The sequence below is a fragment of the Streptomyces ardesiacus genome, assembly GCF_003112575.1.
GTDB lineage: Bacteria > Actinomycetota > Actinomycetes > Streptomycetales > Streptomycetaceae > Streptomyces > Streptomyces ardesiacus.
Genome location: NZ_BEWC01000012.1, coordinates 56,760 through 79,625 on the forward strand (window position 1 = coordinate 56,760; position 22,866 = coordinate 79,625).

7 protein-coding genes are annotated in these 22,866 nt (G+C 70.6%); 1 reads left to right on the forward strand and 6 read right to left on the reverse strand.

Translation table 11 applies throughout. From position 1 onward, the window contains the following. Positions 1-43 precede the first annotated feature (43 nt). From Sdi02f_RS33520 to Sdi02f_RS33535, 4 genes are all read right to left on the reverse strand, one after another. Complete coding sequence (locus Sdi02f_RS33520) at positions 44-1,336, reverse strand: phage major capsid protein (RefSeq protein ID WP_108934640.1); 1,293 nt, start codon at positions 1,334-1,336, stop codon at positions 44-46. Between the two features lie 227 nt (positions 1,337-1,563). Then, positions 1,564-3,432 (reverse strand): NUDIX domain-containing protein, encoded by a 1,869-nt coding sequence (locus Sdi02f_RS33525; RefSeq protein ID WP_108934641.1) that lies wholly within the window; start codon positions 3,430-3,432, stop codon positions 1,564-1,566. 140 nt (positions 3,433-3,572) lie between these two features. After that, positions 3,573-3,773: a hypothetical protein gene (locus Sdi02f_RS33530; RefSeq protein ID WP_108934642.1), complete on the reverse strand. Its 201-nt coding sequence runs from the start codon at positions 3,771-3,773 to the stop codon at positions 3,573-3,575. A gap of 13 nt (positions 3,774-3,786) precedes the next feature. After that, on the reverse strand, positions 3,787-4,416 hold the full coding sequence (locus tag Sdi02f_RS33535; protein ID WP_108934643.1) for a hypothetical protein: 630 nt from the start codon (positions 4,414-4,416) through the stop codon (positions 3,787-3,789). A gap of 188 nt (positions 4,417-4,604) precedes the next feature. On the opposite strand from Sdi02f_RS33535, the gene Sdi02f_RS33540 reads away from it, so the two are divergent. Then, positions 4,605-5,225, forward strand: a complete 621-nt coding sequence (locus Sdi02f_RS33540; protein ID WP_159107691.1) for a hypothetical protein — start codon at positions 4,605-4,607, stop codon at positions 5,223-5,225. Positions 5,226-5,254: 29 nt separating this feature from the next. Here Sdi02f_RS33540 and Sdi02f_RS33545 read toward each other — a convergent pair whose 3' ends face one another. Together Sdi02f_RS33545 and Sdi02f_RS33550 are read right to left on the reverse strand one after the other, a co-directional pair. Further along, positions 5,255-5,524, reverse strand: coding sequence for a hypothetical protein (locus Sdi02f_RS33545; protein WP_159107692.1), 270 nt, complete (start codon positions 5,522-5,524; stop codon positions 5,255-5,257). Positions 5,525-5,534: 10 nt separating this feature from the next. Next, positions 5,535-22,652, reverse strand: coding sequence for a helicase-like domain-containing protein (locus Sdi02f_RS33550; RefSeq protein ID WP_159107693.1), 17,118 nt, complete (start codon positions 22,650-22,652; stop codon positions 5,535-5,537). Between the last annotated feature and the right edge of the window lie 214 nt (positions 22,653-22,866).

Genomic DNA, 22,866 nt, shown 5'->3' on the forward strand with positions numbered 1-22,866 from the left:
GGGCGCGCCCACGGTCGGGCGCACCCCCTCACCCGCGTCTGGATCAGACCGTGGTCGGCGTGGTCCAGGTGCCGATGACGAACGACTCCGGCCGCGGGACCTCGAGCGCCAGGCGCTCGTCCGCGCGGAAGGTGATCAGCCCCTTCTCGAAGTTGTCCGCGTTCTCGCTGGAGACGGTGACGGAGACGTTCTCCCGGTCGTGGAGCTGCGCGCCGAGACCGAACGCGCCGATGAGGAAGTCCCCATCCGACATCGCCGTGGTTTCGACGACGTTGAGCCTCCAGACTTTCTTCTCCGCGCCGATAGCGACGGCGATGGCGACGCGGAACGCGCCGTTGTCGTCCTCTTCGACCTCGACGTGCTCCCACATCGTCGGGGACAGGACGATGCCGGTCGGCTCGTACTCGGCGAGCAGCGCCTTGGTGATGGCGCGCCGGATCTGCACCGAGTACTTGTCGGTGTTGAGGCCCGTGTACTGCTGGACGCCGGGGGTGTTGTAGATGCCGGTGAGGGACTGGCCGTCGCCGACGCTGTGGAGCAGGTCCCAGTCCTCCTGGTACTTGACGCCCTCGACCATGCGGCCGTTGATGAACGTCTTCAGTCGAGGCTCGTCGCTGAGGATGTTCTTGTGGGCGTCGATCAGGTGCGCTACCTCTGCGACCGGGTACATCACCGGCGTCAGCGCGAGCTTCGACCGCGGTGCGCGGCCCCAGGTGTCGGACTCGGCGCCGGTCGCCGGGCTGGTCCCGTCGGCGGCGTAGCGCTCCTTCACCTGCCGGGCGTTGTTGGTCCAGCCGGTCTCCCGGGCGCCGTAGAGGACGGCCTGCTTGGTGGACGACTTCGGGAACAGGTCCCGGATGTGCCACTTGCGGTAGGCCCGCTCGGCGATGCCGAGGTTCTGAACGCTGCCGAGGGTCTGGTGCGTGACCGTGCCCGCGGACAGGGAGAAGATGGACTTCCCCTCCATCGAGGCCCGGATGTACGGGCGGTCGTCGAAGCCGGCGGCGCCCGCGCGCTTGAAGGAGTCGGACTCGACGAACAGGTCGCCGAGGGACTTCTCCTCCATGGTCGGGGTCTTGCCGTAGTGGGAGGCCGCGGCCGACGGCTGCTCCGGGGCGTCCAGGTACTGCTTGACGTCGACCAGGCCCTGCTCGGCGTCGATGAGCGCCTTGATCTCCTGCGCTTCGCTGGAGACCTTCCGGAACTTGGCGGCCTGGTCGGTGGAGACGACGAAGCCGCCGTCCTCCACCTTGAAGCCCTTGCTGATCTCCTCGGCCTCCGCGGCCTTCACCTGGAGCTGCTTCTGCAGTTCCTTGATGCGAGCGTTGTCGGGCATTACTGCTCTCTCCCTGATGCTGGGGTGCGGTTGACGTGCGTCGCTCCGCCCGGCCAGCACCGGGACAGCCTCAACGCGAGGCCGTATGGAAAGGGGAGGGAGGGGTTAACGTCGCGCGCTGCCCGCTCAGGTAGTCAGGAGCGGGCAGCGAATAGGGGTTGACCTGCTGTTTTGTTTCCGGTCGGCTCGGGTGGCCGATCGGGTGGGCGGGGGCTGAGTCGCGCGACTCAGCTCTGCATCATCGCGAGGGCGGCCTTCACCTCGTCCTCGTCCATCCGAACCGTTTCCGTGTCGTCGGTGTCCTCATCGACGGCGTCCTCGGCCGGGGGCGGTGCCTCCTCGGTGGGCACCTCGTCCTCGTCGTCCTCGTCGTCGTAGAAGGTGCTGTCGTCCCACAGGTCCATGCCGGTGGGTCCGGCCCCGGGGGCGCCCGCGGACGGTGTGGGCTCCTTCGGGGTGGTGCCCGGCTCGTGGTCCATGTCGAGCCCCTTGGCGGAGAGCGCGGTGATCAGCTTGCGCACCGTGTCCCGTACGCCCTCGAGCTGTTCGGGGCCCGCTCCGGTCGAGCTGACGCGGGCGGTCGCGTCGGTGAGCGCTTCCACGGTGGGCTGCACCACGCGCGCGTCGACGTCCTCGGCGTCGGTGGCCGCACGCTGCGCGCTGGTTCCTTCCGGGAGTACGACGGTGGCGAGTTCGACGGGCTGGGGCGTGCCGAGGCTGATGTCGCCGGTGGGCACCACCGTGTACGGGATGGCGTAGTGCCCGCTGCGGCCGCCGGGCTCCTCGGTGTGCACGGAGACGATGACGCGGTCCGGGTAGGTGCCCTCGATGCACGACCACGTCTCTCCGTCCTGTCCGAGGAGGTCACGGACGCTGTCGGAGAGGCGGGCGCGGAACTGCTCCTGAGACTCGGGCAGGTGGTTCGGGGACATCGCAAGGTCCTCCAGGTGGGCGATGTGCTTGCTCTTGGCCTCGGCGACCACGGAGCGGGCGGACTTGTGCTCGATGCGGGGCAGGACGGCGCGGGCGGCCGCCACCGCGGCGCGGGCGGACTTCGCTTCGGGTGCGCCGAGTGCCGCGTAGGTGTTCATCACGTCGGCGGCGAACTGCTGCGCCGCGGCGCTGGGCTTCTTGCCGGTGGGGGCTTGGGGGAGGCTGGCGCCGGCCAGGAGGGACCAGGGGGTGTCTCGGCACTCCGGCCGGAGCAGGGACATGTCGGGGAGAGCGGTGATCGGCCACCAGGCGGTGACCTCTGTGGCCTCGCCCTTCGGGTCGTCCGGGTTGGCCACGCGACGCTCGCTGTGGGGGCGGTTGAGCGGTATGTAGGACTCGCCGGGGACGACGGCGACGAACCCGCGGTAGATGCCGTTCGGGGCGGTCCAGGAGCCGACGACGCTCGTCACGCCGGGGAGATCCGCACCGGTCTCTTCCTGCCACTCCCGGAGCGCCGCGGCGAGCGCGTCCTCGTCCTTCTCCCGGTGCCCGCCGGGGAACTCCCAGGTGCCGGCGGCCGGGTCCTCGTCGTCGAGGGCCCGCTGGATGAGCAGGACGCGGCCGGTGTCGTCGGCCTTGACCGCGAGTCCGGCGACCTTGATGCGGTCGCCTTCCTTGCCGGTGTCGAGTTCGACGACGTGCGGGGTGGCCTTGTACTCCATGCCGGGGTTGGCGGCGGCCTTGACCTCGAGGGCCCTCGTCATGGGGTGGGCGCCGTGCAGGACGGGGCTGACCTCGAAGAGGTCGAGTCGGTGGATGACGCGGACGCCGTCAGCGCGGCGGGTGGCTCCGTCGGCGGGCACGCGGTAGCCGATGGAGAACGCGGCTTCGCCGTGCTCGTACCACTGCTTGACCTGCTCGTAGGTGTCGCGTCCCTTGCTGGTGCGCCGGTTGTACTCGACGGTGGCGACCAGGGCGCCGGCTTCGGGCGGCCAGTCGGGGACGTCGGCGAACCTGGGGTCGCCGGGCATCCATTCCTCGACGTCCAGGACGACGCCGACGGCGTCCTTCCATTCGTGGTGCCACACGGCCTTGACGCGGCGGGTGGCCAGGGTGCGGGTGAAGGCGCCGGGGACGATGAGGTCGTTGACCTCGTCGACCACGCCGGTGACGGCGTAGATTGCCCGGCTGGTGCCTCGCAGGGTGTTCGGGTGTGACGATCTGGTGGGTGGAGCGCTCGGCACGGCGGGAAACCTCCGGCGGTGGACAGTGGGCCGCCGGGCACCGTGCCGTTCGCGTCTGGCTAACGTCCTGCGCTGGCGCCTGCCTGCTCCTCGGCCGCCGAACGCGCCATGCTCCAACCGCGGGTCCAGTACTGGTAGCCGAACTGCTGGTCGGCGTTGCCGTACCGGTTGTACGGGCTGGAGTCGTGCGGGTCTCCGGCCTCGTAGGCGGCCTTGCCCTCCTGCTGCAACGCCAGAGCGGTCTGGCGGTTCAACTCCACGTCGTCAGCTCCCTCACTGGAACATCGAATCCTGTACGCCACGGTTGCCCGGTGCCGGCGGTGCGGCGGCCTCGGGCGGTGCGGCGACTTCGTCGGCCTGGCTGTGCGTGCGGGTCATGCCCGCGCCGTCCACGTCGACCGCCCACGCGTCCGGGTCGGTGTAGCGCCACACCTGTCCCGTCCCGTCGCGGACCCATCCGGTCAGTGTGCCGTCCGGAGCCCGATCCAACCATGCCTGTTCGCCGTTGCTGCCGGTGTACGCGGAAAACGAGTCAGCCGGGTCGGTCTCGTCGCCCTCGTCGTACATGTCGCCCGCCCACGGGCGTGCGTCGTCGGCGGGCGGCTCCGGCATGTCGGCCGGTGGCTGGCCGTCCGGCGGCGGCTGTGCCGCGGCGGGGTCGTCCGGGGGCGGCTCGGCGGCCGCCGGGTCCGCGGCCGCAGGGTCCTCCGCTGGGGCGGCCGGGTCGGGTAGCGCCGCGGGGACCTCGGGCGTCTCGGGCAGCTCCTCGAAGGCCGCCGAGGGGTCTCCCTCCTCGAGCGTCTCCTCCTCGGTGCCTTCCGGCTGCTCGTCGTCGTCTTCCTTGTCCCCGAACGGCTTACCGCCCTTGGGGAGGGCCTTGATGGCGAATCCGTATCTGGTCACGGGCGGAGGATGACGGGCGTAGGACTTTACGTCTCGTGCTACCACGACGAGTGTCGTGGTAGACCTTCTCCTCGTTAGCCAGGGTGAGTGAACGGGGAGGCCAAGTGGCAGAGCGAAAGAAGCGGTTACGGGTTCGACAGGTTCCACCTCGTCCGCCAATGCCTCCGGTGACTCGGTACTCGCGAAGCGTGGGCAAGACGGGTCGGCTGGTGCGCTGGTATCAGCGGGCCGATCTGGCTAAGCACACCGCTGTCCTTGCTGCCCTTGTAGCGGCTATCAGCCTTGCCATTACAGCATGGGGAACCTACAAGTCGGCGCAGGTCGCCGATGATCAACTGAAGCAGTCACGGGAAGAGGACGAGAACAGCCAGCAGGCGCAGGCATCGCGGTTCACTGCGTGGGTTGAGCGCGACAAGATCGTTATCGCAAATCGCAATCTCGACCCCGTGAGCGGATACATCTTCGTGTCGTACGGGAAGAAGGCGTCTGGCCGCCCAGCCGTTGTCACTTACGTCGACTTGGGCGTTGTGCCTCCCTGCACAGCCGTGCGCCTGCCCAGGGAGGTCGTCTACGCCCGCGCGGACGCGTCTAGCAAGTACACCGGCATTGCCCGACGCATCGCGGGCTTGCACTTCACGACCAGTGACGGACAGTCCTGGGACCGGTGGAACAGGAAGGGCGGGGAGCTGACAAGCACGGCTGATGTCCCACCTCCTCAACACTTCGGGGCCGTCCCTGACGACAAGGGACTCATGGACCACAAGGAGGCGAAGATCAGCGCCCTCACCCAGTGCGGCGGCGCGAAATAGCGGCTTGCACAATTGTGCAAGTGCCTGGATCACCCCGGAACACGGGCTTGCCGAGGTGCGCCGGGCCCCTCCTCGAGGATGCTGGTGTACTCGCGCAGCACGGCGAGCACGGTCGCCTCATCGTCCCCGGCAACGGTACGCACGGGACCGGTCGGGGACAGGGACACGGGGCCGCCTTGGTGCAGGCCCACCAGGGCGGTGGCGCGGTGCGACCCGATCACCGGGCGGTCGACCCGCCCGGTGATCTGCACGCTGTAGGTCGCCCCGTCATCGAACGCGCCGGTGACGGTGAACGGCATCATGCCCTCCTCATCGTGTGGCGAGCAGGCCCAGGAGGAACGCCCGAAGGTCGTCGTCCAGGTACCAGTCGCCGTTGAACATCGACTGAACGGATCGGGCGAGGGTGTCACCGGTGTCCGGTTGCGTCTGCTGGCGGCGCAGGAGACGGCTAAGGGCGCTGGGGCGCATGCGGCGTGCGCCCGGCCGGCCGGTGTGGGTCTGGGTGAACCAGAACACCCGCTGCGCGGCGTCCAGGTCGCCCAGGTGCTGGGCGAGGTGCTGCGCCAGTGCGTGCCCGGCGGTACCCAGGCCGTCGTCGGCGAGGTCGGCAACGGTGAGGCGCTGCCCGTCGGGCTCGTAGCGGCCCTCATCGCCGTCCATGGCGGTCACCCGGCGGGCCGCCGGGGTGTTGAGCCAGGACCGAGGCATGAGGCGCTGCACGCCTCGTACGGACCGTTCGGCGTCCGGGGTGGAGTCCGGGCCGAAGATGATGCCGGCGTTGCCCTCGGGGCCCATGTCGCGGATCTCTGCGAGGGCCGCGGCGACCGCGTCCGGGACCGCCGCGGCGTACTGCGACCGCAGGTCTGCCCACTCCCGGCGTGCGGCAGAGGCTTCCGCCCGCGCCGCGGTGATCTCCAGCTCCAGTTCCTCGTCATCCGGGATGGTGCCGCCGGAGCGTGCGGCCTGGAGGTTGACCAGGCGCTGTTCGGTGAGCACCACGTAGTCGTCTGCGCGCTGAAGCGTGCCGTGGGGGTCGCCGTCGAAGGCGTCGCCGAGGGCGTCGGACAGACGGCGAGTCACGTCCTGGTCGACGTCGCTGCCGGCCGCGCGGAGCGCTGCCATGTGGCGGAGCGCCGTCAGGCCGGGGCCACCGTCGGCGGCCGTGTCCGGCGACCACTGGATGCGGTCGCGGCGGCCCGGGAGCCGCCCGGCGGCGAGTTGGCCCCACGTGGTGGGGTTCCACCAGGAGACGCGGCGCTGCGACTGGCCGAAGCGTCCCGGCTCGGGCAGCAGACCGGCCCAGTGGGAGACGCGGGCGGACAGGGACTCGCCGTCGGCCGCGGGCAGGTCGAGCGCACGGTGCAGGCGGGTCAGGCGCCGGGACTCCGGCCAGTCCCGCACGCGCCGGACCAGACGGCCGAGGAAGGCCCGCAGGCGGCGCATCCGCTCCCGGGCGCCCCTCCACTTCTCGGCGATCTTCCGGGCTCCGGCCCGCACCAGTGCGGCGAGCCGCTTGGCGAGGCGGACTAGGGCGGCCACGATCCGGGCGAACAGGCCGGGCTGACGGCCGGCCTCCGGCGACACGGCGTTGACGCGCCGGGCGATGCGGCGAGCGGTGTCCTGCCGGGAGCCGTCCATCTGGCCCGCGAGGGTGCGGGCGATGCGGTCGGCGTCGCCCGGGTCCACGCCTGCGGCCTGGAGCTGCTGCAGGAGCGCGTTCACGGCGTCGTCGGTGTGCCCGGCGACGGTGCGGGCGATGTCCGCGTCGCCGTCAGCGTCGGGCTGGTCGGGGCGGCCTCCGATCTGGTCGGGGATGAGGCTGAGGAGGTCCCGGGCTCGCGCGGCGAGGTCCTCGTCGCTCTCGTCGGGCAGCGGTTCGAGGTCGTTGATCGTGCGCAGGGCGGCGCGCACCGTCGCGGTGTGGGAGTCCTGCCGTGCCCGCTTGAGGGCCTGCAGGGCGGCGGCCCGGTCCCGGCCGGTGATGCCCGCGGCGTCGAGGGCGTCGGCGGCCTCCTGGCGCGCGGCCTGGCGGGCGTCGCGCAGGGCCTCGGCTGTGAGGCGCTGGGCGATCTGCTCGCGCAGGGTGTGGATGTCGCCGGGCGGCTCCGTGCCCGCAATCGCCGCGTCGATGATGCGCGCTGCGACGGTTCGCGGGTGGTCGGCGACGATGCGGTCGGCGTCGGACTGCGGGGCCGGGTTGGGGTCCCGCGGTCCGCCGGACGGCGGCAGGGCCGGAGTCGGCCGGTTCCGCTCGTACACGTTGACGTCGCGCCCGCTGTGCAGGCCGAAGTCATGCACGTTGCCGTCGTCGTCCACGCCCGTGAGCTGCATCCACCAGCCGTTGCGCTGCGGCGCGCTGATGATGGTGAGGCGGCGGTGCCCGTTGAACTGGTAGCCGGAGCGCGACACCGGGGCGTCGATGACGTCGCCCACTCGGAGGCTGCCGGGACGGACCCGGGCCGTCGGAGCGGCCGGAGCCGTGGGAGTGGTCGGGGTCTCGTCGTCGGGGTCGGGCGGGGTCGGCGCGTCGGGGCGTGCCTCGGGGAGCAGCCACACGGGCATCGCCCCGTGCACGACCCGGCGGCGCCACTGGTGGTCTTCGTCCTCCAGGAGGAAGCTGCGCACGCCTCCGGGCCCGTCTTCCACGTCGATGACGCGGAAGACGTGGATGGCGTCGCCGCGGCGCTCGTCCGGCATCGCGACCGTGTCGCCTTCACCGAGCTGCGCGGCGTTGGCCGGGCGGGGCCGGTTGAGGCCTGCGGGCGGGGCGCCGCCGGCGGACTGGTCGAGGTGGTCAGCGGCGCGCAGTGCGGCACGGCCTTCCCAGGTACTCGGGTCGGCCGAGGCACGGAGCTGCGCGGCGAGAGCCGACGTCTGGTCCGGGGTGACGGGAAGGTCTGCGGCGATGCGGACGGCGGCCTGGTGGGCGTCGGGGTCGTCGTCCGGCCCGGCGGCGTGGTCGCCGATGACGTCCCGGTCGCCCGTGGTCAGCTCCGGGTCAACGGTCGGGCCGGTGACCGGCTCCACCCGCTGAGGCGGCTGGTGGACGGTCAGGTCCTCGGGGGCCTCCGGGGCGTCGTCCGGGCCGATCTCGGGCGGAGCGCCGTCAGCGCCCTGGGCCCGGGGCAGGACCGTGGAGGCGTCCACGTTGATCTGTCCCATCTCGCCCGTGGTGGTGTCGGCGAAGTCGATGGTGACGCGGTCGCCGTCGCGGCTGGTGCCGGTGACCGCCACGGTGGTGAGCGTGCCGTCGAGGTCCAGGACCACGACGTCGTCGTCCTTGAGGTCCGCGGCCGTCGGGTCGTCGATGCCGGTCACCGGGTCGGTGTCGGGGACGTCGTCGCGCACCTCACCGGTGACGCGGAGGTCTCCGGCGCTGCGCGTGATCCGGCCTTCGGCAGTGGTGATGGTGACGCGGTCGCCGTCGACCTCATCGACCGGTCCAAGCAGCGCGCCGTCGGTGTCGGTGACGATGTGCCGCGGGGTGACGCGCTGGCCGGATGCCGTCCAGCCGTCGGGGCGGTCGCCGCCGGTCACCGTGAGGGTGTTCGGCGACAGGCCGTCGGCGGTGTCGTTGTTGTCCCAGCGCACGGACACCGTGGTGCTCGTGGCGCTCGTGACGGTGCCTTCCCGGGTACGCAGCCCGTCAACGCCCGTGATGGTGCTGCCCGGGAAGAGGCCGCGGCCGTTCCGGTCGGAGGGGACCACGTCGGGCAGGTTGCCGGTCTGGGCGGCGCTCTGCGCGCCGCTGGCCGGCGAGCCGGGCACCACGTCGTCGGGTGCCTGGGCACGCGCCGCGGTGGCGTTCTTCGGCGTGAAGACGTGACCGCGCTTGCCGGTGCCGTCCGGGTTCTCCGTGACGTACGTCTGCCACATCCGCTCGGTGCGGTTGTTGCGGGTGACCTCGACGTCCACGGGGCCGGTGAAGACGTACCCGGACCGCGTGGTCTTGCGGCCGCCCCTGGTCCGTCCTTCCATGCGGACCATGTCGCCGGGCATCAGGTCGCTGACCCGGGCCCAGTGCGCGGGCTGGCCGCCGATCGGCTCCGGCTCTCCCTCCGGCTCGTCGGCCGGTGCGGAGGGCGCGGGGGGCTCCACCCGGGCAGGGGTCTGGTCCGGGGCGGGCTCCGGCCGGGCGGCAGGCGCTGCGGTGTTCGGTGTCTCTGGCTGCGGCGTTTCTGCCCGACCGTTCTCCCGCTTCTGCTCCTCCTCGCCAGGGCGCGGCCGGCGGAAGGCAGTCGGCCGGTCCGGGGTGTTCCGGAAGTAGAACGAGTTGAACGGTGTCTCCCCCGTCGGGTCCTTCTTCCGCGCCGGATCGGTCACCACGGCCCGACGCTCAAGTTGCGCGCTGAAGTCCGTGCCGTTTGTGAAGGGCCACGTCCCCGTGCGGTTCATGTGCTGGGCACGCAGAGGCTCCGAGAGCGTGCCCCGCTGCGTCACCGGCCGGTCGGAGTGGCCTACCCCCAGGGTGGTGATGTCGTCGCCGGGCTGGGCGTCGTTGACGTCGAGGGGGATGGTGTAACCGTCGGCTTCCTGCTGGGCGCGCCACGAGTCGTAGTAGCTGTCCAGGTCGCCTTCCCGGTCGAGATACAGCCGGGCGGGCTCCTGCCAGCGGGGGCTCAGGCCCTCAGCGTTGCCGCGTTCGGTGATCTGCCGTGCTACGGCCTCTCCGAGGGTGTCACCGTCCTTCCCGCGGAAGGTGAGGGCGCGTCCAGCGGCGTCGGGTGCATCCCACGGGAAAGCACGGCCGTCTGCGTCACGGACGCTTTCGAGGACCCGGGCGTACGCGAGGGCGTCGTCGCGGCTGTATGCCCTGGCTACGGTCTCCATCGACCCCGGGGCGAGGACGTCCCAGCTTGCCCCCGGGTCCTTCGCCGGGTCGTGGAGGATGACGAGACGTCCGCCCTCGGACATCTCCAAGGTGGGGTTGTCCGCGTAGCCGTCGTGGAATTGCTGCTCTGGAATCGCCGTCGGGTGGCTCGGCGTGTCCAGCTCTCCCCGACGCCACCGCTCGCGCACCTCGTTGACGTTGGAGAAGCGCGGGGTATCCGGCCCTCCCGTCTCGGGTGCTCCTGCCGAGTCCGCATCCCCGGCGGGTGCCGGGGCGGCCGTCTCGGGTGCTCCTGCCGAGTCCGCATCCCCGGCGGGTGCCGGGGCGGTGGTCTCCTCGGTCTGCTGGGCTTCCGCCTGCTCGCGCTGCTCCCGCTCCCACTGCTCCCGGTCGACCCGTTCCTTGTCGCGGTACTGCTGCTTGAACTGGTTGTAGGTGATCCGACCGCCGTTGGCGTCGTACCAGTTCTGCAGCTCCTCGCTGGCGTACTCCCGCCAGCGTCCGAACTTTGACCAGTGTCCGCCGGAGAACAGTTCGCGCTCGTTGGGGACGTTGCTGGCGTACTTGTACTTCCGCTTGTAGAAGTAGCCGTTCGTCGCGTCGATGGCCTGCTGGTAGCGGGCCTCGTCGAAGAGGGCGAACTCCTCCTGAATGATCTCCTCGCGGGTGCGGCGACGCTTGGGCACGTCGGTGTTGTTGAAGCCGAGGGCCTCGTCGACGGCCTTGGCGCGCTGCTCTGCCTCGTCGGCGTTGGCGGGCGGGGTGTCTGGAAGCACGCTGCGCACGCGCTGGTCGGTGTACCCGTCCCGCCGGTCCATCTCCGCCATGAGGCGCATCTGGTCTTCGGGGCTGAGGTCGTTACTCCAGGCGTTGATCAGCTCGTCGTCGTCCAGGTCGGTGAGGTCGTCCGGCAGGGGCTCCCGTTCCGGCTCGGTGTTGGCGGCCGCGCGCTGTGCCTGGAAGTCGTCGCGGGCTGCGTGAAGGGCGCGCTGCAGGTTGCGGCCTTCCGCGTCGCGCCACTGCCTGACGGTGCTCGGTCCCCACGGCTGGTGCCAGTCGAAGGGCTCTCCGTCGGGGCCGGTGATCTCCTCGAAGCGGCCGGCGAGTGCGACAGCCTGTTCGGGGTCGGGGTTGTCGGTGGCCAGGGACAGGCCGGGAAGGTTGTTGCCGTTCCGGGCCTGCGCGAAGTGCCACAGGGTGGTGCCGTCGTCCTGGGGCTCCGGCCACGTCACCAGACCGCCGCCCGGGGACAGGGCAAGGCCCTCTCGCTCGGCGGCCTGCGCCAGGGCGGCGCGTCGCTGAGGGGTGTCCTCGGCGGGGGTGAGGCCGTCGCCGTTCGTCCAGGCTCGGCGAAGGGAGTCGACGTCCCGGTGCCGGACAGGGGTGCGGTCACGTTCGCGTCCATCGCGGCCGTCCCTGTCCCCGCCGTCGGCTCCGCTGGGGCTCGGTGAGCTGGTGTTGGGCAGGTTCAGGCGCGGCAGGCCAGGGCCGCCCGGCCCACCAGGTCCACCAGGTCCCCCGTTACCGCCACCGCGGCGACGGCGGCGGCGCCTGCGTCGGTTCCGGTCGTCTTCCTCGTCCTCCGGGTCCTGCTCGTCGTCGGCGTTCTCCTGCTCGTCGTCGTTGTCCGGCTTGTCGTCGGAGTCGTCGCTGTCGTTCTCGTCGTCGGCCGGGGCCTCGGGGGCGCCGGTGCCGTCTCCGGCAGGGGAAACGTCTGGGGCGGCGTCACCGCCGTCACCGTCCCCTCTGCGGCGGCGCTGCTCGTCGTCGTCTTGCTGGTCGTCGTCCTGGTCGTCGGCGGAGTTCTCGTCCGTCGCCGTGTCCGGGGCGTTCTCCGGCTCGTCGACCGCGGTCTCGTCGACATCGGCACCCGGGGTGGTCTCGGGTGCGTTGTCGTCGTCCTCGTGGCGCGCATCGGTGTCATCAGGGATGGCCACGATGTCGCGCGGCCGGAAGGTCAGCGGCTGGTTCGCAATGCGCCAGTAGCCCTCTCGCTCGGCCGGCCCCGCCACCGTGATGTTCATGTGCTCGCGGCCCCCGTTGGGGCCCGACCCGCCGCCCTTGCGCGCGACGATCCGGAAACGGTCGCCAGGACGGGGCTGAATCTGGGAGCCGTCAACGGCCTGCCAGCCCTCCGGCACACGGACCTTGGACGCGTGATGCCGACCGCGTTCGCCCTTGATCCGGCGTTCCAGGTCGGAGGAGTCCTCTCTCCCCGGGTTGCCCTCCGGGAGCCGTTCCACCAGCTCGGATGCGTCGATCATGACGAACTCGGCGCGGACGGTGTCCTTGCCGTTGAGCGTCAGGTGCGTCTCTACCTCGATACGGCGCTGTCCGTTGCTGAGCACGGGCGTGATCTCGATGACGCGGCCCACCATGTGCGCCGGCTCGTTGTAGACGGGGTCTGCCGAGACCACGTGCACCCAGTCGTCGAGGCCCACCTCGGAAGCCGGGATCATCTCGCCGTTGTAGCGCTGCCGGACCCCTGCGAACTCGTCAGGAAGCTCCGGAGCGTCGTCCGGCTCCTCGGCGTCGGAGGCGTCGGACTCGTCGACGTCAGGGGCGTTGGGGGCGTCGGACTCGTCGGTGCCGTTCTCCGGGATCTCCTCGTCCGGGTACCGCAGGCGTACCTCAGCGTCGGCGTTGTAGAAGCGCTCCTCGCCGTCGTCGGTGACGATGCGGGTCCGGCCCCGGGGAGTCTTGACCGGGGGTTCGGCGACGGTGTGCGTGCGGCCGTCGGCGTCGGTGTACCGATCTCCTGCCTCGAGGTCGGCGGCGTTGCGCATGCGCGCGGGGCGCAGGCCGCTGGTGTCGCGGCCTTCCGCGTCGGCGAACATGTCCGGCGTGCCGAAGGCGTCGGCGGGCCGGTCCTCCGGGTTGTTCACGTCCGGGGCGCTGTCCGCCTGCCGGGTGGTCGACTCGTCGACGTCGAAGAGGCCGCCAGGCTCCTCGCTGGTCTGCTTCGGCTTCTGGTTCTCCTCGCGCTTTGGGGCTCGGCCGGCGCGGCGGGCCTCTTCGGCTTCGAGGACCTGCAGGCGCGTGCGGTCGACGCCGGACAGTTCCCCGCCGTTGGCCATCTCGCGGCCCATCAGTTCCACGATCTCGTCGCGGATCTCCTCGTTGGTCATTGAGGAGGGGGCCTTGGAGCCCTCGGGGCGTACGGCGTCGAGCTGGGCGGAGACCTGGTCCGGGGACAGCGTCACCGTGCCGTCGTCCTCCGGGGCGTTGGCGTCCTCCTGGTCGTCGTCCTCGTCGTCGCCGAGGTCGCCAGTGCTCGGGACGTCGGCCGGCGGCTCGTCGTCTCCTCCGTCGCCGGTGCCGCCGGTTTCCGGGGCCTCCGTCTCGTCGGTGTCCGGTGCCCCGCCGTCGGGGTCGGTGCCCTCGGTCGGCTCGTCGTCGTTGTTGGTCTCCGGGGCCGTGGTCTCGGGGGCCTTGACGGGTTCCGGCCGGAGGCGGGCGAGGGCTTCGCGCACCTCGTCCTCGGAGAGGCGGACGGTGTCGTCCTGCTCCGGCGCCGGGTTCTCCTCGTCCCACTTCGCGAGGTCGGCGACGGCCTGGTCGACGGCGGCCTGCAGCGGCTCGCGTTCCTCCCGCCGCTCCTTCGAGATGGCCTCGCGGGTTTCCTTCTTGTGCTTCTTCTTGTCGAGTTCGTCAGGGTCGATCTCGGGCTTCGCGTCGAGAGCGGTGATCCGGGCGACGATCTCCTCGAGCAGGTTCGACCGCTTCCGTGCGTGGTCGATCTGCGGGGTGAGGTCCGCGGCCGCGTGGGCGGACTGGAGCAGGGCTATCTGCTCGTCCAGCTCCGGTACCTTGGCCCGGTCCGAGTCCTGGAGCGCGGGGGCCTTATCGAGGGCGTTGCCGAGACGGGTGATCATGCCCGCCCCGGAGCCCTTCTTCTTCAGGTCCTCCACCGTGCGCTCGAAGTCGGAGTGCCGCAGGTCGGGGAAGCCGACGTGCGCGACGAGCTTGCCGTCCGCCGTCTTCTCGGTGCGGACACCGAAGTCGAGGCCGCGGAACTGGCCGAGGATGTGCCAGTCGCTCAGGCCCTCACGGTCGTGGTCGAGGAGGCGGCTGGTGATCTCCCGGTGCAGAGCCATGCCAGCGTCGGAGTGCTTGCTGTACGGCGCCCCGCCGAGAGTCATGCGGAACTGGTCGCCGGCCTCCTGGATGCGGGGCAGGGCCTGCTCGCGGCGCTGGATGCCGTCGCGGGTTGCCTGGGACTCCTCGCGCAGCTCTTCGAGGGCTTCGGCGCGGCGGACGCGCTCGGCGGCCTCGTTGTGCTGGTCGATCTCCAGGTCCTTGAGACGGCGGCGGGCCTTCATGAGCTGGCTCATGTAGGGGTTGCCGCCGATCTCGGCTTCCATGGTCTCGTAGTCGAACTCTGCGCCGTCGATCTCCTGGACGACGTCGCTGGAGTCGCCGTCCTCCGGCTCGGGCCGCTGGATGTCGACCAGGCCCTCGGCCTTGGTGGCGACGAATCCGGCCTTCCAACCGTCCATGGAGCCCTTGGTCGCGTAAATGTCGATCTCGACTTCGGGGTTCAGGTTGCCGTAGCGCAGGATGCGGCCGTTGCGCTGCTCCATCTGCGCGGCGCCCCAGTCGAGGTCGACGTGCGAGAGGGAGATCATGCGGTCCTGGGCGTTCATGCCCGTGCCCGCGACGGCGCTGGAGCCGATCAGGACCGCGATCTCACCTTCGCGGGCCTTCCGGAACAGCTCCGTCATGTCCTCGGGCTTGCCGGACTTCTTGGCGTCCTGGACGAAGGCGATCTTGTCCTCGGGGATGCCGCCCGCGACCATGAGCCGCTTCAGTTCGGCGTAGGCGTCGAAGTTGCCCTTGTTCTTGCCGCCCGGGACGCCTTCGTTCAGGAAGATCATCTGGAGGGCGCCCGGGACAGCGTGGTTGGTGAGGCTGTCGAGGGCGACCGGATAGACCCGGTCCTTGTTGGCGTGGTAGCGCTCGATGTGCCGGTCTGCGACGGCCTTGAGCTTGTTGCCGGCCGGGGCGTTGGCGTCGATGAGCCGCGGGTCCAGGGCCACGCTGGTGCCCTCGTTGGACACCGCGAGCATGTTGTCCTCGTGGCGGTCGACCTCGCCGTTGTGGATGGCGCGGCCGCGGGCGACGAGCCCCTTGAGACGCTTCTTCTGGTCGGGCGTCGCGTCGACCATGATCAGGTTGGGGGCGCCGCCCTTGACCTTCGGCCGGGGGATACCGACGTCGTCACCGCGCTTGGTGTCCGCGACCAGGCCCCACATGGTCTTCATGGCGCGCTTGTTGTGGAACTCGGAGAACCGCTCCACGACGCGGAGGCCGGAGCCGTCGGGGGCGTTCTCGATGCGCAGTGTCTTGCGGCCGAAGGTGTTGGCCCACAGGTCCGGGGCACCTGCCTTGTACGCGTCCAGCACCCAGGGCGCCGCGAACTGGAGCATGGTGAACTGCTCGCTGATGCTGTTGGACAGCGGCGTGCCGGTGGCGAGCGTGATCGTGGCCCGACCCTTGCGGCGGCGGTGCAGGTCGGTGGTCTTCTGGTGCAGGTCGACGCCGCGGAGGGACGCCGGGTCGCCGCCGGCCTCCTTGGAACGGAAGCCGACGCCCTTGTACCGGTGGGCCTCGTCGACGACGAAGTAGTCGAAGCCGAGGTCGTCCCAGTACGTCTCGCCCGGCCGCCGCATCGGGGCGGCGTTCTTGTTGATGTTCTTCTGGACCGTCGCGATGCGCTGCTCGATCTTCGCGACGATGAAGGGGTGGTTCGGGTTGTCGGCGTCCTCGTACTGGCGGTCAAGCTGCTCGCGCAGCGCCTCCAGCTCCCGGAACTCGTACTCGTCCTGAGCCTCCGGGCTCATCTTGATCGAGCCGAACGCCTCTTCGGTGAAGATGACCAGGTCCGGCTTGTTGGCGCGCAGCCACTCCAGGGTGCTGCCGCGGCGGTCGCCGGCCAGGTCCGCCGAGGTGATCAGGTGGACATCGGCGTTCGGGTAAAGGAACCGGGCCTCGTTGTACCACTGGCGTGCCAGGTGGTTGGGGACCACGGCCATGGGCTTGTCGATCTGCCCGGACGCCTTGAGGGCCTGGGTGCCCATGACGAGCGTGCCGGTCTTGCCGAGGCCCACCTCGTGGGCGAGGATCACGCCCCGCTCGAACTGCATGCGGGCCGCGCCGGAGAGCTGCCAGGCGTGCGGGGTCCGGTCGGGGGTGAAGCCCTCGAGCGTGGGCGACATGCCCTCGTACGAACGGACGACGTGCCCGTTCATGATGCGGTTGTACGAGTCGGTGAGGACGCTCAGCCGCTCGGCGTTCGCCGTGGCGTACTTGGCGAACTCGGCACGCATCTGGTCGGCCTTCTGCCGGATCAGACGGGAGGTCGCCTCGTCGACTTCCTTGCGCTTGTCGTCCTCGTAGACGGTCAGCGAGCCGAAGCCGAGGATCGCGCGGGCGATCTCTACGGCGTTCTTCCCCCGGGTCCCCTTCTCCGGGTTCGCCGGGACGCCGTACATGAGGTTGTTGGCCTCGGGCACGCGGCCGGTGTTGAGAATCCAGCCGTACCGGTCGTCGTGCGCGACGCGGAGCGTGCGGTCGCCCAGGTACTCGCGGAGGAAGCCCTGCAGCAGCTCCGGCGGGGTCCAGTGGGCGCCCATCTCCGGGGTGAACTGGCCGATGGTGCGGTCCGGGGGCTGCACTGCCTCCAGCGCGGCCACGTTGACCGCGTACGCCGGGTCCTTCTCAGCGGCCTTGCGGGCGGCGTCGAGCTTGTCGCGGACGGCCCCGGAGAGGTAGGCGCCGGCCAGCTCGAGGCGGCCGGACTCCGGGTCGGTGAAGACCTCGTTGCCGAGACGCTTCAGCGCTTCCGGCTCGTCGACCTCCAGGAGCCGCGCGACCTCGGCGAGGTCCACCTCGCCCTTGGCGGCGACGACCGCGGCCAGGGCCGCCTTCGGGTCGCTGGTCGCGGAGAGCGGCTGCCGGCGGGCGGCGGCCCGCTCGGTGAAGATACGCGAGAGGACCGGCTCGCCCGTCTTGGTGTCCCACCGCTCCAGCGCGAGGACCGCCGCGGCGTCCGGGTCGGCCCGGAAGTAGCCCCACGCCGTCGGTACCCCGCCCTTGGTGCGGTGCTGGCCCGGCTTGGACAGGGGCCCGTACTTCTCGACGTACGCGGCGTGCAAGTCACGGAGCTGGGCGCGCAGAGCCTCGGCGCGCTCCTCCTCGTCGTTCTTCCGGTCCAGCTCCCGCAGCTCGGCCGCGACGTCGCGGAGCTGCACCAGGTTGCGAAGCTGGTCGGTTTTGCCGTCGCCCGGCTCCAGAGGCACGGGGTCGGCGCCGTTGACGTGCTGGTAGAACTGGCCGTCGTCGCCCTCGTAGAGGCGGCCGGTCCAGTCGTTGGCGTGCTTCTCCCGGGCGGTCTGGAGCTGCACCGGGGGCCGGTCGTCGCCGTCGGGGTGCGGCTCGTAGCCGCGGCCGTCGGCCTTCGCCTTGGTGGCGATGTCGTCGAGTGCGGCGCGAAGCTGCTCGGCTGCCTTCGCCGGGTCTCCCTTGACGGTCGGCTGCGGCCCGTACTGGGTGGATGCGGTGGTGAGCGTGCCGAGGATGTGCTCGGGGTGCTCGTCGAAGTAGGCGTTGATGTGGTGCGGCGTGCCGTTGATATCCCGCTCGGGGGCGTCCAGCCATGACGTGTCGGCCGGCTCGGTGCCGTCCTCCCGACGGCGGAACACGAGGACGTCGGTGGTGACGCCGGTGCCGGCGTCGTTGAAGACGCCGGAGGGCAGGCGGACAGCGCCGATCAGGTCGCCGTACTTGGCCATCTTCCGGCGGGCCTTGTCGCCCTTGGAGTCCAGCGTCTGCCGGGAGGTGATGACGGCGGTGATGCCGCCGGGCCGGACGAGGGCGATCTCCTTGGTGATGAAGCCGTTGTGCAGGTTCTCCGCGGGGTATCGCTTGTCATCGAACGGGATCTGGGCGAAGGGCACGTTGCCGATCGCGGCGTCAAAGGTGCCCGGCCGGGCGTCGGTCGCCGCGAAGGACTCGTTGAGGACGTTGGCGTGCGGGTAGATCGCCTGCGCGATCCGGGCCGTGGTCGGGTCCAGCTCGACACCGGTGAGGCGTGCCCCGTCGGGGGCGACGCCGAAGAACGTGCCCGCGCCGGAACCGGCCTCGAGGACGTCGCCGCGGTCGAAGCCGAAGGACCGCAGGCCTTCCCACATCGCTTCGGCGATGGGTTGCGGCGTGTAGTGCATGGACAGCACGCCGCGGGACGCCTGCCGGAACTCCACGGGGGTGAGCACGCGCTGCAGTTCGCTGCGAATGTCGCTGTACTCGGACCACCGCTCGTGGTCCTTCTCGAACTTGCCTTCGCGGGTGCCGCCCTGCTGGTAGCGGGGCTCCTTCTCGTTCGGCTCGTTGGCGAAGATGATCGGCACGGAGCCCCAGCCGGACCAGCGGGCGAGGGTGCGCTTCTCCTCGTCGGTGGCCGGCCGGTTCTCGGCCTCCAGCGTCTTGAGTACGCGGATGGCCTCGACGTTCGCGGCCGCACGCGCCCGGTTGGTCTTCGGCGTGTTGGCCGGGTCCGGCCGGAACCGCGCTACGCGTCGTACATCAGGTCCCTGATCTCCTGCAGGTGCTGCTCCATCGGCGTCTGCTCCGGCGCCTTCTCCGCCCCCGGCTCCGGCTCGGGCAGAAGCTCCGCCAGGACCATCGCCGTTGCGTCCGCTCTGATCTGCTTGTGCCGGCCGACCTGATCCTCGTACTCCGTCGGCTCCGGAACCGTCTTCTCCAGCGCCTCCTCGGCCACCAGAATCCGCGTCTCGATCTCCCTGGCCTTCGTCTTCACGAACGCCTCCGGATCGGCCATCGCCGCCCACTCCTTGGGCCGGTACGTCGTCCAGTGCTCCCGAACCATCGGGCTGAACATGTTCATCGTCGCCTCCCAGCGCTTCACGGAGCGCGGCCCTTTGTGCCTCGGCCTCCTCGCGGGACATGACCTTCTGGTCGTCGTTCCCGCCATTGTTGCGGACCTGCTGGCGCCGCGCCTCAATCGTGTGCAACGCCTGGTTGATCGCATTGAGCCGCGACCTGGCTTTCGATCGGTCGGAGCTGTCCGCGTCGCGGTCCGTAGCCCGGATCTGCCAGTCCCGGGACAGCTCCTCTGTCACCCGGTTGAACTCAGCGAGGAGACCCTCGGGGACCGCCAGGTTCCGGCCCTTAACGTTGCGGTTGTCCAGCGGGTTCACGCCGTCGTCCCAGCCGTACCGGTCCCGGAACAAGCCGTAAAGGTACTGCCGCTCCTGGCTCGCGCCGTCGAGTCGGTCCTTCATGCGGCCGCTCTGGTACAGCTCCACGAACATCTTCGGGACGAACACTCGGCGTGCGGTGCCCCAGGTGCGCTCACCGCGGGTGTCGGGGTCGTTGTCGTACGCCTGGACCATGGCCGCCAGGGCGGCCGCCCGGGACGTGTAGGTCGTGTCGCCGTGGCCCCAGGAGTGCTTGCCCCAGGTCCAGCCCAGTGGCGACGGCCGGGCCCCGTGGCTCTGGGCCCGGAAGTCGACGTACCCGTATCCGTTACGGCCGTCAATGCGGATCTGACCGTTGTCGTCCGGGTTGTCGACACGGGCAAGGAGCTGTGCCACCTCCGGCGTGGTGTCGCGGCGGTTCTGCTCTGCCACCAGCGCGGCCATGCGCTCTTGGCGGGCTTCCTTCACGTCGTCCGTCTCGTTGTACGACGAGGGCGCACGGCGAAGCTCGATGTACTCGGCGGTCAGGTCCTCGGCGCTCAGGTTCTCGGGGGCCTCCCGGTCAGTGATGGCCCGCTTCTGCCGCTCGCGCCGCTCCCGCTTGATGTCCTCCAAGCGGCCCTCGAGGATCTGCTGGGCTTCCGGCGGTGCCTTCCGGAAGTCCCGCCGGGCCAGGTCGTTGTACTCCTCGGACAGTTCTTCGTCGGTGAGGTCCGCGACCTGCGGCCGGTCGGCGATCTGCTCGGCCCGGCGGCGTTGCTGCTCGCCCATGATCTCGTCGTGCCGGGCCTGGAGCGCCTGGCGCATGTTGCGCTCGGCCTCGTGGTCGTCGCCTGCTGCCTGGTGCATGCGGACGCGTTCGGCGAAGGTCTCCCGGGCCTTCGCCAGGTCGTCCTTGGCCATCGTCGTCAGGTCGGTGTCGTCGTCGACGAGGGCCTGCGAACGGCGGCGGCGCTCGCTGTAGACGGCCCGCTCAACGTCGTTGTGGTCCTCGCCCCTGCGGTTGCCGTACGTGCCGAGTTCCCGCTTCGACTCCGCGATGCGGGCCTCGATGTCGTCGTCGCTGAGGGAGGTGGCGTCCCGGGCGGCGGCTTCGTCCCGTTCCTTCCGGCGGCGCTTCAGCTCCTCGTCGATCATGTCGGCTTCCGACCGCGCTCGCCTGCGGTTGGCGTCGGAACGGGAGCGGTAGGAGGTCAGCTCCCGCTCGTTCTTCATCTGTTGCAGGCGAGCGTCGTCCGCCGCGGCGATCGTCTTGCGCAGGGCCTCAGTCTCATCGACCGCACCGCCAGGGGCGTCAGGGCTGTCCGCCGCGGTCTCGTCGGTGATGTGGATGTTGCGGCCCTGGCGGGCGAGCTTGGACAGGACTTCGCTGATCCGCTCGTCCCGGGTCGCCTCGGTCATGTTCGACTGGGTCGAGTACGCCGCCATGGACGGGGCCCACTTGATGGCACGGGTCGAGCCGACTGCCTCGTAGTCACGGTCGTCGCCCTTGATGGTGCCGCGGAAGACCATGACCCTCTTGGCGGGCTTGCCGTTCTTGCCAGGCTTCATCACCCAGGCAGCGGTGATGCGGTCGCGCTGGTCCGGGTTCTGGGCGGCACGGTGAAGATGGGCCATGACCGCGGCACCCTGCTTCGGGTACTGCGGGACGGGCACTGTAACGCCGTGGATCTTTGCCTTCGGCGGGTATCCCCGCTCGCTGGTAGCGGCGATCTGACCGTCCGGTCCGTACAGGGTGAGGGCACCACCCGCGTTGACGTAGTGGTAGCCGTCGACACCGTCGACGGGCTCGGCGTCCTCCGGTAGAGCGGCCGTCTGCGGCGTCTCCGCGGCGGCTTCCGGGGCCGGGGCCGAGGGCTGCGCGTGGGTGCCGGGCGGGGGGTCGGGCTGATCGTCGGTGTCCGTCGCGGTGTTCTCGCTCTGGAACTTGACGGCGGCGGCTTCGAGGACTTCGTGGATGGACCGGTTGTCGTCGGAACGCCAGGCCAGAAGGCTCGTCTTGGGGTCCGACAGGTCCAGCGGCTTGCCCTTGTCGCTCGTGGGCGGGTTCTGCGCGAACGACTCGGCGAACGCCTGTGCGTCTCGCTGGGACGTCCAGCGGTGTCGGACCTTGGCAGCCGGGCCGGTGGCGATCAGGTACCACTCGCCGTTGTGGTCCTGGCCGACGACGAACTGTCCGCGACCGACGATCTTGAGCCGGTCGTTGTTGATCAGGGCATCGAGGTTTTCCGCCGCTCGCTGCATGCGGACGCTGCCGCGGGCCTGGCTGCGTGCGCGTTCGAGGCCAACCTGCCAGTGCGCGCGGACGGCCTGCATCGTGCTGAACCGCTGACCGCCTGCCTCGGGGGTGCTGGCGCCGGTCGGGCGGGGGGTGGACGGCTTCGCTGCGGCCGGGGCGCGGGTGGTGCCGTCGAACTCTTTCCGGGCCCGCTGGATGGCCCCCTGGATGTTCTCGCCCTTGGTGGAGCGCCAGCCGCGGGCGGCGGCGTCGGCCTGCGGGTCGGAGAAGTCGAACGGCTGGTTGAACTTGGTGATCTGCCCATTGACCGCGGTCTTGTCGAGGTGCTCGGCGAACCGCGCGGCGTCCTGGGCAGTGTCGAAGTCGCCGGCGGCGTCGACTCGCTGCCCGGTGCCGGTGGCGGTCAGGTAGAAGCGGCCGTTCCTCTCGTCCCGGAGGATCGCGAGCCGGCCGGACGGGGTCGTCTGCAGGTCGTCGTCGTACGCCACCGACCGCAGGAAGGTGGCCATGCCGTCGCTCGTGCCGGGCTGCTCGGCGAGCTGCGTGAAGTGGCGACGGACTGCGGCAGTGTCCTTGTGCCGGGCTCCGGCCGCGTGCTGCTGGTTGGGGAGGGCGTCGACGTTGACCGGGTGCTGGCCGTCCTCGGGCTCGTCCTGGTCGTCATCGTCGTCCGGGCCGTCGCCGTCATCGTCGCCGATCGGGCGGCCCTTGTCGTCTTGGTCGTGAGGGTCGTCCGGGGTGTCCGGGTCGCCGTCGTCGTCGCGGACCACACCGTTGCCGCGCCGCAGGTCTACGCGTCGCTTCTCGTCCTCCTCGGCGACCTTGTCCTCGTCGTCGGTGGGCGCGCTGCCGTCGGGGCGGGCGACCATGCTGACCCACTTGGCACTTGTGGTGTGCCGGCGCCCGCGGAACTCGTTCGGGCCACTCTGGTCCTGGACCAGGATGCGGTCGTGCGGGAGCGCACGGATGACCCGGGCGAGCTTGCCGCCCCAGGTCCTGACCACGCCGCCGGTCTCGATGAACCTGCCCTTGCTGTCGCGTGGGTGCAGGGCAGGGTTCCACGGCCGTCGCGTGGCCTTGACCTCGAGACCGCGACTCAGGTCCTGCGACTCAGCCTGTGCAGTGGGGCGATTCAGCATGCCGCGGACCATGCATGCGGCGACTGCTTAGCGTCGCGTCGTCCAATCACCTGTCCGCGCGAGGTGCGAGGTGGGTACCGTTCTCGGAGACGCGGTTACAGGGGGCGCCATGATCATCCGTGCGTTCGGGGAAGAGAAGACCTTCGGGCAGTGGTGTGCTGATCCGAGGTGTGCTGTTCCGAGAAGCCACCTGGAGCGCCGCCTGCACCGCGGG

Excerpts from the sequence above, each read along its gene's own strand:
- Sdi02f_RS33550 (WP_159107693.1), bottom strand. The coding sequence starts at position 22,652 with ATGCTGAATCGCCCCACTGCACAGGCTGAGTCGCAGGACCTGAGTCGC.
- Sdi02f_RS33545 (WP_159107692.1), bottom strand. The coding sequence starts at position 5,524 with ATGCCGTTCACCGTCACCGGCGCGTTCGATGACGGGGCGACCTACAGC.
- Sdi02f_RS33520 (WP_108934640.1), bottom strand. The coding sequence starts at position 1,336 with ATGCCCGACAACGCTCGCATCAAGGAACTGCAGAAGCAGCTCCAGGTG.